The sequence below is a fragment of the Burkholderia sp. 8Y genome (assembly GCF_902506145.1).
Lineage (GTDB): Bacteria > Pseudomonadota > Gammaproteobacteria > Burkholderiales > Burkholderiaceae > Caballeronia.
In genome coordinates, this window is sequence record NZ_LR733520.1 from 1731937 (window position 1) to 1748330 (window position 16394).

Annotated in this window: 15 protein-coding genes and 1 tRNA gene; 1 reads left to right on the top strand and 15 read right to left on the bottom strand. The window is 62.8% G+C overall.

Translation table 11 applies throughout. The features are described from left to right. Positions 1-130 precede the first annotated feature (130 nt). From GV035_RS18640 to GV035_RS18690, 11 genes are all read right to left on the bottom strand, one after another. On the bottom strand, positions 131-1384 hold the full coding sequence (locus GV035_RS18640; RefSeq protein WP_159836467.1) for an NADH-quinone oxidoreductase subunit D: 1254 nt from the start codon (positions 1382-1384) through the stop codon (positions 131-133). Between the two features lie 9 nt (positions 1385-1393). Next, on the bottom strand, positions 1394-1996 hold the full coding sequence (locus GV035_RS18645; RefSeq protein WP_159836468.1) for an NADH-quinone oxidoreductase subunit C: 603 nt from the start codon (positions 1994-1996) through the stop codon (positions 1394-1396). A 20-nt stretch (positions 1997-2016) separates the two neighbouring features. Beyond that, positions 2017-2496, bottom strand: a complete 480-nt coding sequence (locus tag GV035_RS18650) for a NuoB/complex I 20 kDa subunit family protein (RefSeq protein ID WP_006052903.1) — start codon at positions 2494-2496, stop codon at positions 2017-2019. A 61-nt stretch (positions 2497-2557) separates the two neighbouring features. Beyond that, positions 2558-2917: an NADH-quinone oxidoreductase subunit A gene (locus GV035_RS18655; protein WP_159836469.1), complete on the bottom strand. Its 360-nt coding sequence runs from the start codon at positions 2915-2917 to the stop codon at positions 2558-2560. Between the two features lie 174 nt (positions 2918-3091). Further along, positions 3092-3176: transfer RNA gene (locus tag GV035_RS18660), tRNA-Leu, on the bottom strand. A 129-nt stretch (positions 3177-3305) separates the two neighbouring features. Beyond that, the gene (gene secG, locus GV035_RS18665; RefSeq protein WP_159836470.1) at positions 3306-3692 is read right to left on the bottom strand and encodes a preprotein translocase subunit SecG; all 387 of its coding nucleotides are present in this window, start codon (positions 3690-3692) and stop codon (positions 3306-3308) included. 80 nt (positions 3693-3772) lie between these two features. After that, positions 3773-4546: a triose-phosphate isomerase gene (gene tpiA / locus GV035_RS18670; protein WP_159836471.1), complete on the bottom strand. Its 774-nt coding sequence runs from the start codon at positions 4544-4546 to the stop codon at positions 3773-3775. 184 nt (positions 4547-4730) lie between these two features. Then, entirely contained in the window at positions 4731-5747 is a 1017-nt protein-coding gene (locus GV035_RS18675) for an NAD(P)H-quinone oxidoreductase (protein WP_201303999.1), read from the bottom strand. A gap of 208 nt (positions 5748-5955) precedes the next feature. Then, positions 5956-8094 (bottom strand): polyribonucleotide nucleotidyltransferase, encoded by a 2139-nt coding sequence (pnp, locus tag GV035_RS18680; RefSeq protein ID WP_159836472.1) that lies wholly within the window; start codon positions 8092-8094, stop codon positions 5956-5958. Positions 8095-8447: 353 nt separating this feature from the next. After that, the gene (gene rpsO / locus GV035_RS18685) at positions 8448-8717 is read right to left on the bottom strand and encodes a 30S ribosomal protein S15 (RefSeq protein WP_159838055.1); all 270 of its coding nucleotides are present in this window, start codon (positions 8715-8717) and stop codon (positions 8448-8450) included. A gap of 199 nt (positions 8718-8916) precedes the next feature. Beyond that, positions 8917-10143, bottom strand: a complete 1227-nt coding sequence (locus GV035_RS18690; RefSeq protein ID WP_159838057.1) for a branched-chain amino acid ABC transporter substrate-binding protein — start codon at positions 10141-10143, stop codon at positions 8917-8919. 242 nt (positions 10144-10385) lie between these two features. Between GV035_RS18690 and GV035_RS18695 the strand changes: the two genes are divergently transcribed. Further along, positions 10386-10901, top strand: a complete 516-nt coding sequence (locus tag GV035_RS18695) for a hypothetical protein (RefSeq protein ID WP_159836473.1) — start codon at positions 10386-10388, stop codon at positions 10899-10901. 64 nt (positions 10902-10965) lie between these two features. Here GV035_RS18695 and GV035_RS18700 read toward each other — a convergent pair whose 3' ends face one another. From GV035_RS18700 to GV035_RS18715, 4 genes are all read right to left on the bottom strand, one after another. Further along, positions 10966-12510, bottom strand: a complete 1545-nt coding sequence (locus GV035_RS18700; protein ID WP_159836474.1) for a 2-isopropylmalate synthase — start codon at positions 12508-12510, stop codon at positions 10966-10968. A gap of 366 nt (positions 12511-12876) precedes the next feature. Beyond that, on the bottom strand, positions 12877-13539 hold the full coding sequence (locus GV035_RS18705) for a C40 family peptidase (protein WP_159836475.1): 663 nt from the start codon (positions 13537-13539) through the stop codon (positions 12877-12879). Between the two features lie 147 nt (positions 13540-13686). After that, positions 13687-15285 carry an ABC transporter ATP-binding protein gene (locus tag GV035_RS18710; protein WP_159836476.1) on the bottom strand — a complete coding sequence of 533 codons (1599 nt, stop codon included), beginning with the start codon at positions 15283-15285 and terminating at the stop codon, positions 13687-13689. Continuing rightward, the gene (locus tag GV035_RS18715; protein ID WP_159836477.1) at positions 15282-16394 is read right to left on the bottom strand and encodes an ABC transporter permease; all 1113 of its coding nucleotides are present in this window, start codon (positions 16392-16394) and stop codon (positions 15282-15284) included. Before GV035_RS18715 ends, GV035_RS18710 begins: the two co-directional genes overlap by 4 nt.

Genomic DNA, 16394 nt, shown 5'->3' on the forward strand with positions numbered 1-16394 from the left:
GCGTACATCTTACTGCGGCAGACCTGGCGTCCTGCGGTTTCCTGTAATTGCTTCAACGCTTCCCGCCCGATTCAGCGCGACGGCGGCCCGGCCGACGAGCGCGCCGCGCGAGCGGGTATTGAAATCGGAATCAGCGATCAATTTCGCCGAACACGATGTCTTGCGTTCCGATGATCGTGACAGCGTCGGCGATCATGTGGCCTCGCGCCATCTCGTCGAGCGCGGCCAGATGCGCAAAGCCAGGCGCACGGATCTTGAGGCGGTACGGCTTGTTCGCGCCGTCCGACACCAGATAGATGCCGAACTCGCCCTTCGGATGCTCGATAGCGGCGTACGTCTCGCCTTCCGGCACGTGGAAGCCTTCCGTGAAGAGCTTGAAGTGGTGAATCAGCTCTTCCATGTTGCTCTTCATGCCGACGCGCGACGGCGGCGCAACCTTGTGATTATCGACCATCACAGGGCCGGCATTCTTGCGCAGCCAGGCAATGCACTGTTTGGCGATGCGCGTGGATTGGCGCATTTCCTCGACGCGCACCAGATAGCGGTCGTAGCAGTCGCCGTTCACGCCAACCGGAATGTCGAAGTCGAGTTGATCGTAGACCTCGTACGGCTGCTTCTTGCGCAGATCCCACTCGATGCCCGAGCCGCGCAGCATCGCGCCGCTCATGCCCAGCTGCAACGCGCGCTCCGGGCTCACCACGCCGATGCCCACGAGACGCTGCTTCCAGATCCGGTTGTCGGTGAGCAGCGTTTCGTACTCGTCGACATGACCAGGGAAGCGATTGAAGAAGTCTTCGATGAAGTCGAGCAGCGAACCTTGACGGTTCTCGTTCATCCGCTCCAGCGCCTTCGCATTGCGAATCTTGGAGACCTTGTATTGCGGCATTGCGTCAGGCAGATCGCGATACACGCCGCCCGGACGGTAATACGCCGCGTGCATGCGCGCGCCCGACACCGCCTCGTACACGTCCATCAGGTCTTCGCGCTCGCGGAACGCGTAGAGGAAGACCGCCATCGCGCCGACGTCGAGTGCGTGCGAGCCGATCCACATCAGATGGTTCAGCACACGCGTGATTTCGTCGAACAGGACGCGGATGTACTTCGCGCGGATCGGCACGTCGATGCCGAGCAGCTTTTCGATCGCCATCACGTAGGCGTGCTCGTTGGCCATCATCGACACGTAGTCGAGACGGTCCATGTACGGCACCGACTGAATGAAGGTCTTGCTTTCGGCGAGCTTTTCGGTCGCGCGATGAAGCAGGCCGATGTGCGGATCGGCGCGCTGGATCACTTCGCCGTCGAGTTCGAGCACGAGGCGCAGCACGCCGTGCGCGGCAGGGTGCTGCGGGCCGAAATTCAGCGTGTAGTTCTTGATGTCTGCCATGACGCTCTCTTAATGTTTCAGACCACCATAGCGATCTTCGCGGATCACGCGCGGCGTGATTTCGCGCGGCTCGATCGTCACAGGCTGATACACGACGCGCTTCTCTTCCGGGTCGTAGCGCATTTCGACGAAGCCCGTGACCGGGAAGTCCTTGCGGAACGGATGGCCGATGAAGCCGTAGTCCGTGAGAATGCGACGCAGATCGGGGTGGCCTTCGAACACGATGCCGTACAGGTCGAACGCCTCGCGCTCGTACCAGTTGGCCGACGACCAGATATCGACGAGCGACGGAATGATCGGCACTTCGTCGTCCGGTGCGAACACGCGCACACGCAGGCGCCAGTTATTCGCAATGGAGAGCAGATGCACGACGGCCGCGAAGCGCGGGCCTTCGTAGACGCCGTCGCCGAAAGTCGAATAGTCGATGCCGGCGAGGTCCATGAGCTGCTCGAAGCCGAGCGAGCGGTCGTCACGCAGCCTCGTCGCGACTTCAAGATAGTTGGCCGCCTTCACGACGACCGTCACCTGACCCAGCGATTCGGTAATGTTCTGGAGACGGTCGCCAAACGCCGCCTCGAGGTTCGCTTTGAGGGTCTCGAGTTTGCTTGCCATAGTTGGGGAGGCTCAGGCCTTTATTGACGGGCGATGGTGTTCGTGCGGCGGATCTTCGCCTGCAACTGGATCACGCCGTAGACCAGCGCCTCGGCCGTCGGAGGGCAGCCCGGGACATAGACGTCGACCGGAACGATACGGTCGCAGCCACGCACGACAGAGTACGAATAGTGGTAGTAGCCGCCACCATTCGCGCACGAACCCATGGAAATGACCCAGCGCGGCTCGGCCATCTGGTCGTACACCTTACGAAGCGCGGGCGCCATCTTGTTGCACAGCGTGCCGGCGACGATCATCACGTCGGACTGGCGCGGGCTCGGACGAAACACTACGCCGAAGCGGTCCAGGTCGTAACGGGCGGCGCCCGCATGCATCATCTCGACCGCGCAGCACGCGAGACCGAACGTCATAGGCCACAGCGAGCCCGTGCGCGTCCAGTTGATCAGCTTGTCAGCCGTGGTGGTGACAAAGCCTTCCTTCAAGACCCCTTCGATACTCATTTGATTTCCACTCCAGATGAGCAGCCAGCCAAAGCCGCCCATGAATCCGGTGATCTACGCGTCATTCCCAGTCGAGGCCGCCCTTTCTCCAGATGTAGGCGAAGCCGAGCAGAAATTCGAGCAGAAAGATCATCATGGCCATGAAGCCGGGCCAGCCGATGTCGCGCAGGGCCACGCCCCACGGAAACAGGAACGCCGTCTCAAGGTCGAAAATGATGAAAAGAATTGCGACGAGATAGTAGCGCACATCGAACTTCATACGCGCGTCTTCGAATGCTTCGAAGCCGCATTCGTACGGGGCATTCTTTTCGGTGTCAGGCTTGTTGGGACCGAGAATCTTGCCGATGCTGACCAGCGCTATACCTAAACCAAGGCCCACCACAAGAAACAAGAAGACGGGGTAATAGGGTGCGAGGTTCAAGGCTTTCCTCTGATCGGTAGTTTCGGTCAGTGATGATTGAGATGCTTGCCGGGACGGACCACCCGGCGACAGGATTCACTTGGGACGGCTCACGATATCAACCATACCGTAAGGGTACTCCAGAAGTGACAATGCCAGCCGAAGCGATGCATGCGGCTGGCATTGGATAACTTTTGGTGCCGACGGCGAGACTCGAACTCGCACAGCTTTCGCCACTACCCCCTCAAGATAGCGTGTCTACCAATTTCACCACGTCGGCACTGTACTGCAATCCGGGAAAACAAACTTCTTAATTGCCGCGAATCGCTTCAAGACTTGAATTATAACTAGGCCCCACGAATTGTTCAACGCACAAAACACGAATTTCGCGAAAATTTGTTCTGGCGTCTTATTTGGGCACGTCGCTGCCCGGCGCGGACGAAGCAGGCGCAGCCGCTGCCGGCGTACTGACCGGAGCCGACGCGCTCTTTCCAGCCGCCGCAGGCGCCGATGCAGACGTCGGACCTGCGCCCAGCACGCCAGCCGATGTCTGCGGCTTGTAGCTCCCGAGATACGTCAGCGCCAGCGTCGTGATGAAGAAGATCGCGGCAAGGACAGCAGTCGTGCGCGACAGGAAGTTTGCCGACCCCGTCGCGCCGAACAGACTGCCCGACGCGCCGCTGCCGAACGCCGCGCCCATGTCGGCGCCCTTTCCGTGCTGAAGCAGCACGAGCCCGATCACGCCAAGCGCCGACAGCAACTGGACGACGATAATCAATGTCTTTAAATACAGCATTTCAACTCACCTGGGTCTTGATGTTTCCGTGACACCGACGTGTCACGACATGCTCTTTCGACTGCTTCGCCACTAACCGCTTATTGCACCACGGTTCGCGCCGCCTGGCAGATCGCAAGAAAATCTTTCGACTTCAGCGACGCGCCGCCAATCAGCCCGCCGTCGATGTCTCGTTGCCCGAACAGTTCCTGCGCGTTCTCGGGTTTGACGCTGCCGCCATACAGAAGCGGCACCTCCGCGGCGGCGGCGCCTTTCTCCGCCAGCTTCTTGCGCAGAAACGCGTGAACCTGCTGCGCCTGGCCTGCTGTCGCGCTCTTGCCCGTGCCGATCGCCCAGACCGGCTCGTACGCGACGACGATGCGCGCCGCTTGCTCCTCGCTCAGCATGAGAAGCACCGCTTCGAGCTGCGCCCCGATGACCCGCTCCGTTGCCTCGGACTCGCGTTCATCGAGCGTTTCACCGACGCAGACGATAGGCGTAAGTCCCGCTTCGAGCGCGCGACGCGCCTTGGCTCCGACCAGTTCCGGCGTTTCGTGATGATACGCGCGACGTTCGGAATGCCCGACGATCGCGTAAGTCACGCCAAAGTCCAGCGCCATCTCGGCCGCGACTTCCCCGGTGTACGCGCCCTGGGTATGCGCCGATACGTCCTGCACGCCCCAGCGCACCACCGACCCCTCGAGCAGCGCCTGCGCTTGCGCAAGATACGGATACGGAACGCACACGCCCACGTTCACGCCGCTGCGCAAAGCCGATGCCCCCGAGGCCACTTCCGTCAGCAAGACCGCGTTTTCCTGCATGCGGCCGTGCATCTTCCAGTTCCCCACCACCAGTTTCGCCCGTTGTCTCGACATGTCTCGTCACTTGGCGGCTTGCGACGGCCGCTTTAGTTATAGGCGGCCATGCATTTCACTCAGCCGCCGCGTTATGGGAATGAACCGCTACAAACTGCGAACTGCTTGCAAAACAGGCGATTTTACTGTGATACGGATAACTCGGTCAAACCGCCGAAGACCGTTCGCGCTTATCACGCGCTCATCACTCGTTTTCTCGCCAATCCAAAACGATCTTGCCGACATGCGTGCTGCTCTCCATCAGCGTGTGGGCGGCGGCGGCTTCGCTTGCCGGAAACACCTGGTGGATGACCGGCTTGATGCGCCCTGCCTCGATTTCAGGCCACACACGTTCCTTGAGTTTGGCGGCAATCCTGGCCTTGAACGCGACGGGACGCGGACGCAGCGTCGAGCCCGTGATGACGAGCCGGCGGCGCAAAATATCGTTGAGGTTGATCTCCGCCTTCGCCCCGCCCAACAACGCGATCACGCAGATGCGCCCGCCATCGGCGAGCGCCTTCAGTTCGCGCGGCAGATAGTCGCCCGCGACCATGTCGAGAATCACGTCGACGCCACGATCGTTCGTGAGCGAGCGCACCACTTCGACGAAATCCTCCGTCTTGTAGTTGATCGCCCGCTCCGCGCCGAGCGTCTCGCATGCCCGGCACTTCTCGTCACTGCCCGCGGTTGCGAACACGCGAAAGCCGAGCGCGCGCGCAATCTGGATGGCCGTGACGCCGATTCCGCTCGATCCGCCCTGCACGAGCAGCGTCTCTTCTTCGCCGTTTTCGCCCGCGCCGAGATGCGCGCGCTCGAAGACGTTGCTCCACACAGTGAAGAACGTTTCCGGCAGCGAGGCGGCCTCAATATCGGACAGACCTTCGGGCACCGGCAGGCATTGCTCGAGCGGCGCGACCGCGTACTCCGCATAGCCGCCGCCCGCCAGCAGCGCGCAGACGCGATCGCCCTTCTTGAGACCGAACGGATTGTGTTTCGAATCCAGATCACCGTCGACGATCTCGCCCGCCACTTCCAGCCCCGGCAAGTCCGACGCACCGGGCGGCGGCGCATACGCGCCCTTGCGCTGAAATACGTCCGGCCGGTTGACGCCGGAAGCGGCCACCTTGATGAGCACCTCGCACTTGCCGGCTTCGGGCATCGGGCGCTCACCCAGCTTCAGAACCTCGGGTGCGCCAAACTCGGTGATTTCGACGGCCTTCATAGCATTCCCCTGAATGGGCATGGCGGGATGGATCGATTCGAGCGGCTCGAACCGGATGGCGCTGCGCACGCGATGAGCAATTCACGCTCCACAGTGCCATCGAGTCCGGCGACGCATCGGACAACGCATAGTCCTGCATCGTCCAATTGACGTCATACAAGAAAACGGCCGGCTCGCAGATGCGGCCGGCCGTCCACACATTACCGCATTACTGCTGCGGCTGCGTCGGTTCGGACTGTTGCGCGGCTTCGTTCAGAAGCGCCTTCGCCGACAGGCGCACGCGGCCCTTCTCGTCCGTCTGGATGACCTTGACCTTCACGATCTGGCCTTCCTTCAGGTAATCGTTGATGTCCTTCACGCGCTCGTTGACGATCTCCGAGATGTGCAGCAGACCGTCCTTGCCCGGTAGGATATTCACGATTGCGCCGAAATCCAGCAGCTTCAGCACCGGGCCTTCGTACACCTGGCCCACTTCCACTTCGGCCGTGATGTTCTCGATGCGCTTCTTCGCCTCGGCCATGCCTTCGGCGCTCGTGCTCGCAATGGTCACGACGCCGTCGTCCGAAATGTCGATGGTCGTGTTGGTCTCTTCGGTCAGCGCGCGGATCACCGAACCGCCCTTGCCGATCACGTCGCGAATCTTCTCCGGATTGATCTTCAGCGTGATCATGCGCGGCGCGAACTCCGACAGTTCCGTGTTCGTGCCCGGAACCGCCGAGGTCATCTTGCCGAGGATGTGCATGCGGCCTTCCTTCGCCTGCGCGAGCGCGACCTGCATGATTTCCTTCGTGATGCCCTGGATCTTGATGTCCATCTGCAGCGCGGTGACGCCTTGCGCGGTGCCGGCCACCTTGAAGTCCATGTCGCCCAGATGGTCCTCGTCACCGAGAATGTCGGTCAGAACCGCGAACTTGTTGCCTTCGAGAATCAGGCCCATCGCGATGCCCGCGACGTGCGCCTTCATCGGCACGCCGGCGTCCATCAGCGCGAGGCAGCCGCCGCAAACCGAAGCCATCGACGACGAACCGTTCGATTCCGTGATTTCCGAGACGACGCGGATCGAGTAGCCGAATTCGTCGGCGCTCGGCAGGCACGCGACCAGCGCGCGCTTGGCGAGACGCCCGTGACCGATCTCGCGGCGCTTCGGCGAACCGACGCGGCCGGTTTCGCCCGTCGCGAACGGCGGCATGTTGTAGTGGAGCATGAAACGCTCGCGGTACTCGCCTTCGAGCGCGTCGATGTTCTGCTCGTCGCCCTTCGTGCCGAGCGTCGCGATGACGAGCGCCTGCGTCTCGCCGCGCGTGAAGAGCGCCGAACCGTGCGTACGCGGCAACACGCCCGTGCGGATTTCGATCGGGCGCACCGTGCGCGTGTCGCGGCCGTCGATACGCGGCTCGCCGTTCAGGATCTGCGAGCGGACGATCTTCGCTTCGATATCGAACAGGACGTTGCCGACGGTGGCCGCATCCGCTGCCACCGCGCCGGATGCCGCCGCTTCCCCGGCGAGCTTCGCCGACGTCGCCGCGTAGACTTCCTTCAGCTTGGCCGAACGCGCCTGCTTGTTGCGCAGCTGGTAGGCGGCTTCCAGTTCCGGCTTCGCGATTTCGGTGACGCGTGCGATCAGCGCCTCGTTCTTCGGGGCCGGCTGCCAGTCCCACTCCGGCTTGCCGCCGTCGCGGACCAGTTCGTGGATCGCGTCGATGGCGGTTTGCATCTGCTCGTGGCCGAACACGACCGCGCCGAGCATCACTTCTTCCGAAAGCTGCTGCGCTTCGGATTCGACCATCAGCACCGCGCGCTCCGTGCCCGCGACGACCAGATCGAGCGCCGATTCCTTCATCTGCGCGCGCGTCGGGTTGAGCACGTACTCGTTGTTGATATAAGCGACGCGCGCAGCGCCGACCGGGCCGTTGAACGGCAGGCCGGACACGGCGAGTGCGGCGGACGCGCCGATCAGCGCGGGAATGTCCGCCGGAATGTCCGGATTCAGCGACAGGACGTGGATCACGACCTGCACTTCGTTGTAGAAGCCTTCAGGGAAAAGCGGGCGCAGCGGACGGTCGATCAGGCGCGAGATCAGCGTCTCGCCTTCTGAAGGACGGCCTTCGCGACGGAAGAAACCGCCCGGAATCTTGCCGGCGGCATAGGTCTTTTCCAGATAGTCGACGGTCAGCGGGAAGAAATCCTGACCGGGCTTGGCCGTCTTCGCACCGACGACGGTCGCGAGAACCACGGTGTCTTCGACATCGACGATCACCGCGCCGCTCGCCTGACGCGCGATTTCACCCGTTTCCAGGCGGACGTTGTGTTGTCCCCACTTGAACTCTTTGACGATCTTATTAAACATTGCGACTCCTTCTATGTTGCGCCGCGCCTTCGGTCGAGCGCGTGAGGCTGTCTCTGCGGCGCTGGGCGGGATGGTCCCGGGCCGCGCGTGAGAGGTGTGTTATGCCATTCCAGTGCGGCGCGCGAAGCGGCTGCGTGGCCGCGCTGGAATGACACAAAGCTCTGCCGCGAGGCTGGACCGAGTGTCGGGTAAAGCGTATGACTGCCGAGAACGACTAAGTACGACGTGCCGACCGATGAAACCGATCAGGCACCACTTCGCGAGCGGATCGCGCAAAAACAAAATGCCTGCATCAGCGAACTGACACAGGCACTTCGTTAGAACACTGGCCGCGAAGCCACGCTAGGAGCCAATTACTTGCGCAGACCCAGCTTTTCGATCAGCGAGCGGTAACGATCCGCATCCTTGCCCTTCAGATAGTCGAGCAGCTTGCGACGACGGCTGACCATGCGCAGCAGACCGCGGCGGCTGTGGTGATCCTTGGAGTGGGCCTTGAAGTGGACGGTCAGTTCGTTGATGCGGCTCGTGAGCAGTGCGACTTGCACTTCGGGGGAGCCGGTATCGTTGGCGCCGCGCGCATATTCAGCGACGACGTCGGACTTCTTGATTTCCGCTACGGACATTTGCTTTTCCTTTGAAACAGACAGGCGGTCACGGAAGAAAGGCCGTGCCGTGGATTGCATCGACAGGCCGGACTCGACGAGTCGGGCCCGATTCACTTCGTCTTCGACAATCGGCGCACCTTGCGGACGCACATCCAGCCAAAAACGAAGCGCAGAGTATAGCACAGCGCGCTTCGCCGGGCGGAGCTCACTCACGCGCCTAACGCGGCGGGCGCATCATCTTGCACGTGGTCGGGGGCGCGGTCTCGGCGGCGGGCACGGACAGCAGCGTGCGAAAGCCGTAGCCGGAACCTTCGTTGTCGAAACGCACGCCCGCCGTTCCCGCCTTGTCCATCTCCATCACGTAGAGCGGCTGAATCAGTTGATGGTCCGACGCGCGCATGGTCGACGGATGGAAGCCCGCGCCGTCGGACTTCATGCCTTCGAGCGCGCGCGCCACGGCGAGCGGGTCGGCGCTGCCGGCGCGCGTCATGGCGGTGGCGAGCATGTCGATCATGAGCGGCATGCGCAGCACGAGGTAATCGTCCGAGGCGGCGGGAAAGCGGGTGCGAAACGCGCGGTAATAAGCGTCGGAGGCCGCGCCGCCCGCGTTCGGGTGCCAGTCGGCGACCGCGATCACGCGCTTCACGCCGGCATCGCCGAGCGCGGCGGGTGCGCCCAGGCTGTTGCCATAGAACGTATAGAACTTTGCGCCGAGCCCCTGCTCCCGCGCCGCTTTCACGAGCAGCGTCAGGTCGTTGCCCCAGTTGCCGGTGATGACCGCATCCGCTGCGCTCGCGCGAATCTTCGCGATGTAGGGCGCGAAATCCTTCACGCGCCCGATGGGGTGGAACTCGTCGCCCGCAATCGCGATGTCCGGCCGCTTCTCCTGCAACGCGCGCCGCGCCTCGCGGCTCACGTCGTGCCCGAAGCTGTAGTCCTGATTCAGCAGATAGACCTTCTTCACGGCGCGGTCGCGTTGCAGCGCATCCGCGAGCGCGTCCATGCGCATGCCCGCGTGCGCGTCGAAGCGGAAATGCCAGAAACTGCACGCGTCGTTGGTGAGCGCGGGGTCGTCGGCGGAATAGTTCAGGAACACGACGCGGTGCTCGGGCTCCCGCTCGTTCTGCTTGTCGATGGCCGCGACGAGCGCCGCCGCCACCGCCGAGCTATTGCCCTGCATGACGAAACCGATCTTCTCGTCGATGGCCGCGCGCAACTGGACGAGGCTCGCCTCGCTGCTGCCCTTGCCGTCGAGCACGACGAGTTCCAGCGGATGCGTGCCGTCGGCGAGCTTGGCGCCGCCCTGCGCGTTCACCCGCTCGACGCCGAAGCGCAGATTCCGCTCGACCGCCGCGCCCGCGTTCGCGAAGGGGCCGGACATGCCTTCGATCATCGCGAGCTTGATCGGCGCGAGCTCGGCGGCGCTCGCCTGCACGGCGCACATCAACGCGGCGCACGTCAACGCCGCGCGCAGCCACCGCGCGCGCCGCTTCGTGCAACCCAGCATGTCACTCAGGCTTGCCATCGCTCTTTCCGAAGATGAAAGCGCGGATCATAGGCCGTGGCGGGCGCGCAATGCAAGCGAGCGAAGCACCGGCTACAGCATGGTTCTTGCGCCGCGTGTCAAAATCGGGGAAAGCGAAAAACATCCTCGCCCGTCGCGAGGAACAGCACGTGGAGGCTTCAATGCTGCACTTAGTCAACCGTCTGCGCGGCGCGGCCGTCTGCGCCGGAGCGGCCTTGCTGCTCGCGGCTTGCGCGCAGCCGTGGCAAAACTATCAGGCAGGGGCGGATGCCTCGACGATCGTCGCCCGGCTCGGTCCGCCGCGTGAGGTTTACGACTTGCCGAACGGCGGCAAGCGCCTGATGTGGCCGACGCAGCCGCTCGGCGAATTCACGACCGCCGCCGATATCGACGCCTCGGGCAAGATCGTCAGCGTGCGGCAAGTGCTCGACGAAAGCGAGTTCTACAAGGCGCAGATCGGCACGTGGACGAACAAAGACGTGCTCGTGAACTTCGGCCGGCCGGTCGAGACGTCGTATTACCCGCTGATGAAGCGGCAGGTCTGGACGTATCGCTATATGGAGGCGAACTTCTGGTACATGATGTACAGCTTCTATTTCGACGATCAGGGCGTCCTGCGCCTGATGCAGAAATCGCCCGATCCGCTGCACGATCCCGACCAGCGCAATCTGTTTTGACGAGCCGCACGCAAGAAAGCCCTCTTCCGAGGGCTTTCTTGCGATTATGCGACCCGCGTGCCGATCAAAGCTGCGGATTGAGCTTCTCGACCTTCGAATGCAGCTTGTTGAGCGCGGCGATATACGCCTTCGCCGAAGCCGCGACGATGTCCGGATCGGTGCCGACGCCGTTCACGATGCGCCCGCTCTTCGACAGCCGCACCGTCACTTCGCCCTGCGCCTGCGTGCCCGTCGTGATCGCGTTCACCGAGTACAGCACGAGTTCGGCGCCGCTTTCCGCCTTCGATTCGATTGCGTGCAGCGTCGCGTCGACCGGACCGTTGCCGCGCGCTTCGCCCGTCATTTCGGCGCCGTCCATCGCGAAGACCACGCGCGCCTGCGGCTGTTCGCCGGTCTCCGAATGCTGTTTCATCGAAACGAAGCGGAAATGCTCCTTCGCCTGCGCTTCCGGCGATTCTTCGGAGACGATCTGCATGATGTCTTCGTCGAAGATTTCGGCCTTGCGGTCCGCGAGATCCTTGAAGCGCGCGAACGCGGCGTTCACGTCCGCTTCGGATTGGAGCGTCACGCCCAGTTCTTCGAGACGCTGCTTAAACGCGTTGCGGCCGGACAGCTTGCCGAGCACGATCTTGTTCGCGCTCCAGCCCACGTCTTCCGCGCGCATGATCTCGTAGGTGTCGCGCGCCTTCAGCACGCCGTCCTGGTGGATGCCCGACGCGTGCGCGAACGCGTTCGCGCCGACCACCGCCTTGTTCGGCTGCACCACGAAGCCGGTGATCTGGGACACGAGCTTCGAAGTCGGCACGATCTGCGTCGTGTCGATGCCGAGGTCCAGGCCGAAGTAATCCTTGCGCGTCTTCACCGCCATCACAATTTCTTCGAGCGACGTATTGCCCGCGCGCTCGCCCAAGCCGTTGATTGTGCACTCGACCTGACGCGCGCCGCCGATCTGCACACCCGCCAGCGAATTCGCGACCGCCATGCCGAGGTCGTCGTGGCAGTGGACGGAGAAAATGGCCTTGTCGGAATTCGGAATGCGCTCGCGCAGCGTCTTCACGAGGTTGCCGTAGAGTTCCGGCACGCCGTAGCCGACCGTATCGGCGATATTGATCGTGCGCGCGCCTTCATCGATCACGGCTTCGAGCACGCGGCACAGAAAGTCGATATCCGAGCGGCTGCCGTCTTCCGGCGAAAACTCGACGTCGTCGGTGAACTTGCGGGCGAAGCGCACCGCGAGCCGCGCCTGGTCATACACCTGTTCCGGCGACATGCGCAGCTTCTTTTCCATATGCAGCGCGGAGGTCGCGATGAACGTATGGATGCGGAACTGGTTGGCGGGTTTCAGCGCATCGGCGGCGCGCTGAATGTCCTTGTCGTTGGCGCGGGCAAGCGAGCAGACCGTGCTGTCCTTCACGAGCGAGGCGATCGTCTGGATCGCGTCGAAGTCGCCGTTGGAACTCGCGGCGAAACCCGCCTCGATCACGTCGACCTTCATGCGCTCCAGTTGCCTGGCGATGCGGATCTTCTCCTCTTTCGTCATCGAAGCGCCCGGGGACTGCTCGCCGTCACGCAAGGTCGTATCGAAGATGATCAACTTGTCTGCTGCCATGTTGGGCTCCTGTGGGGAGATTTATGGATTGTTGGGAATATCGAGATAGAACGACAAAAGGGAATCCGGGTGTTCGCGCCACCGCTGGCGTCGAAAACCTTGAACGAGCAGACGGGAGGCGAGACAGATTAGCGCGGTAGGCGCGCTAGCAGCGATAGTGCGCGTAGGAACGCACCAGCCGAAGAAGACGAGAGGAGGAACAGAGAAAAGTTCATTCGAAAACTATAACGGCTTTCAGAGGCGCGTGCAATGAGGCTTTACGATCGAATCGATAGGCCGCGAGCACGGTCGCTTCAAGGCAACGCCACAAAACAAAAAGCCTGCATTCGCGAGAAAGCAGGCTTTTTGTCGATGCAGCAGGAGCGGTCAGTAACCGCCAAGGGTCGCGCTCACGCGCTGACGCAATTCGGTGCCGTCGTTGAACTGCGCGTTCTCGATGCGGCGTGCGCCCGTGAATCGCTTTTCCCAGTAGGCGTTTTCCATGTCGTCGACGCGGATCGTGCTGCCGGTGGAAGGCGAATGGACGAACTTGTTGTCGCCGATATAGATGCCCACGTGCGAGAACGAGCGGCGCATGGTGTTGAAGAACACCAGATCGCCCGGCTTCAGATCCGACACGCGGACCTTCTCGCCGACACGGCTCATTTCTTCGGCGCGGCGCGGCAGCGTCATCCCAAGCGTGTCCTGGAAAACGTAGCGCACGAAGCCGCTGCAATCGAGACCGGAGTCCGGCGTGTCGCCGCCCCAGCGATAGCGCACGCCGATCATATTGAGCGCGCCGACGACGACGTCGCCCGCCTTGCTCGCCACGCCGGAGAAGAAAGCCTTCGCGCCGCCCGGTGCGCTGGCGGTGTCCGCCGTGGCTGCGACTTCGGGGGCTTTGGAAGCGGTGGAGGTGCCGTTGCCGGCATTTTGGCTATTACTGCTGACTTCGTCGGCGAATGCGCCGGAAGTGGTGGTCATCAGAAGGCCGAGCAACATGCCCGCGGCGGCGCGCGCACATGTCTGAGTCAACGTGAGTGGTTGCATCGGTCGGTAGGATTTACAATTAAAGACTGAAAAATCAGTGAGATATGTGAAAGTTTGAACGCATACTAGCCACAAAGTATTTAACTGTCAAAAGAAATAGAAAAATACAATTGAGACGGACACGCAATTGGCGAAAAAGAAAGATTTTTAGGAATTTAGAGCTGCCGCCAGAAGCTTTCGTGTGTATTCATCCGACGGATCCGCAAAAATCTTCTCTACTTCACCGGATTCGACGACATTTCCATCTCGCATGACCGCGACACGATGCGCCATCGCGCCAATCACTTGCAAATCGTGGCTAATAAACACATACCCGAGATTGTGCTTCTTCTGAATGTCGGCAAGCAGCGCCAGAACTTGAGTCTGGATTGAGACATCGAGCGCGCTCGTCGGTTCGTCGAGAATCAGGATGCTCGGCTCGAGCACCAGCGCGCGCGCAATCGCGATGCGCTGCCGCTGCCCGCCCGAGAACTCATGCGGATAACGCGTGAGCGCCGTGCGATCGAGACCGACTTCGCGCAGCACGGCAATCACCTTCGCGCGCCGTGCGGCCGCATCCAGTTCCGGCCGATGCAGCGCGAGCCCCTCGCCCACGATGCGCTCCACTGTCTGCCGCGGCGACAGCGAGCTGAACGGGTCCTGAAACACCACTTGCAGGTTCGAGCGCAGCACCGTTTTTTCGCGTCCGCGAAAGTCGCCGAGCGCCCTGCCCTGGAACTGCACGGTCCCATGCGAGATGCGCTGCAGGCCGAGGAGCGCCATCGCGAGCGTGGATTTGCCGGAGCCCGATTCGCCGACGATGCCGAGCGTTTCGCCCTGCCGCACGGAGAGTGTCACGTCGTCGACGGCCTTGAAGCGGCCGCGCCGGAACCATCCCTCGAAGCCCGGAAGCCGCGTCGGATATTCGACGCGCACGTCTTTGGCATCCAGCAGCACGGGCGCGATCGGCAGCACCGGCAGCACGCGACGCTCAGGCCGGCTGTTCAGCAACCGCTGCGTGTACGGGTGTTGCGGCGACTCGAAGATCTCGTCGACCGCGCCGCTTTCGACGAGCACGCCCTTCTCCATCACCGCGACGCGCTGCGCAAAACGCCGCACCAGATTCAGATCGTGCGTGATGAGCAGCACGGCCATGCCGCGGTTTTCGGCTTCGTCGCGCTGCAGCTCGAGCAGCAGTTCGACGATCTGCGCGCGGATGGTCACGTCGAGCGCCGTCGTCGGCTCGTCGGCGAGCAGAAGACGCGGCCGGCACGCGAGCGCCATCGCGATCATCACGCGCTGCCGCTGCCCGCCCGAAAGCTGATGCGGATAGCTGTCGACGCGCCGCCCCGGTTCCGTGATGCCCGTGCGCGCCAGGAGCGCGATCGCGCGTGCGCGGGCCTGCCGCGGGGTCGCGCCGTCGTGAAGCTGAATGGTTTCGCCAATCTGGTCGCCGACCGTGTACAGCGGATTGAGCGCGGTCATCGGCTCCTGAAAGATCATCGCGATGTCCGAGCCGCGCAGGCCGCGCATCTCGCGTTCGCTTTTCGCCAGCAGGTCGACGCCCGCGAAGCGGATCGCGCCGCTCATGTCGGCATCGCGCACGAGGCGCAGCACCGACAGCGCCGTTACGCTCTTGCCGGAACCCGACTCGCCGACGAGCGCGACGCGTTCGCCCGCGCGAATATCGAGACTCACGCCGTCCACGGCGAGCGTGTCGCCGAAGCGCACGCGCAGATTGTCGATCGACAGCAGCGGCTCGCTCATTGGCCGCCTCCGGCTTTCACCGCATCGGAAATGCGCGTGTCGAGCGCGTTGCGCAGCGCGTCGCCCATGAACGTGAGCAACAGCAGCGTCGCGACGAGCACGCCGAAAGTCGACACCGAGATCCACCACGCGTCGAGATTGGCCTTGCCCTGCGCGAGCAGTTCGCCGAGCGACGGCGTCGGCGACGGCACGCCCAAGCCGAGAAAATCGAGGCTCGTGAGCGCGAGAATCGCCCCGCTCATGCGAAACGGCAGGAACGTGATGACGGGCGTCAGGCTATTGGGCAGCACATGCCGCCAGATGATCTGCCAGTTGGACAAACCCATCGCGCGGGCGGCGCGCACGTAGTCCTGCGTACGATTGCGCAGGAACTCGGCGCGCACGTAATCGGACAAGCCGATCCAGCCGAAAAGCGAAAGCAGAATGATGAGCAGGATCAGGCTTGGCTCGAAGATCGACGCGAAGATGATGAGCAGATAAAGCTCCGGCAGCGCGCTCCAGATTTCGATCAGCCGCTGCCCGGTCAGGTCGATGCGTCCGCCGAAGTAACCCTGCACCGCGCCCGCGACGACTCCGAGCACCGTGCCGATGGCCGTCAACACCAGCGCGAACAGCACCGACACGCGAAAGCCGTAGACGAGCCGCGCGAACACGTCGCGGCCGCGGTCGTCCGTGCCGAGCCAGTTTTCGCGCGACGGCGGCGCCGGATTCGAGCCCTTCGAGAAGTAATTGAGCGTGTCGTAGTAGTAGTGATTCGGCGGATAGATCGCGAAGTTGCCGGGCGCGTTGAAGCGGTCGCGCACGAAAGGATCGAGATAATCGGCGGGCGTCGGGAAGTCGCCGCCGAAGGTCGTCTCCGCGTAGGTCTTCACGAGCGGAAAGTAGAACTGCCCCTGATAGCGCACGACAAGCGGTTTGTCGTTCGACCACAATGGGCCCCCCAAGCTGATGACAAACGCCGCGACGAACACGACGAGGCTCCAGTAGCCCAGCCGGTTGCGCCTGAAACGCTGCCATACGCGCTGCCCGGGCGTCATCGAGACTTCGGGGCGCAGCGGCTGGCCGTCTGTTGCGGTCGCGGCGCGGCGCGACGATGCGGCTCGGTTCAA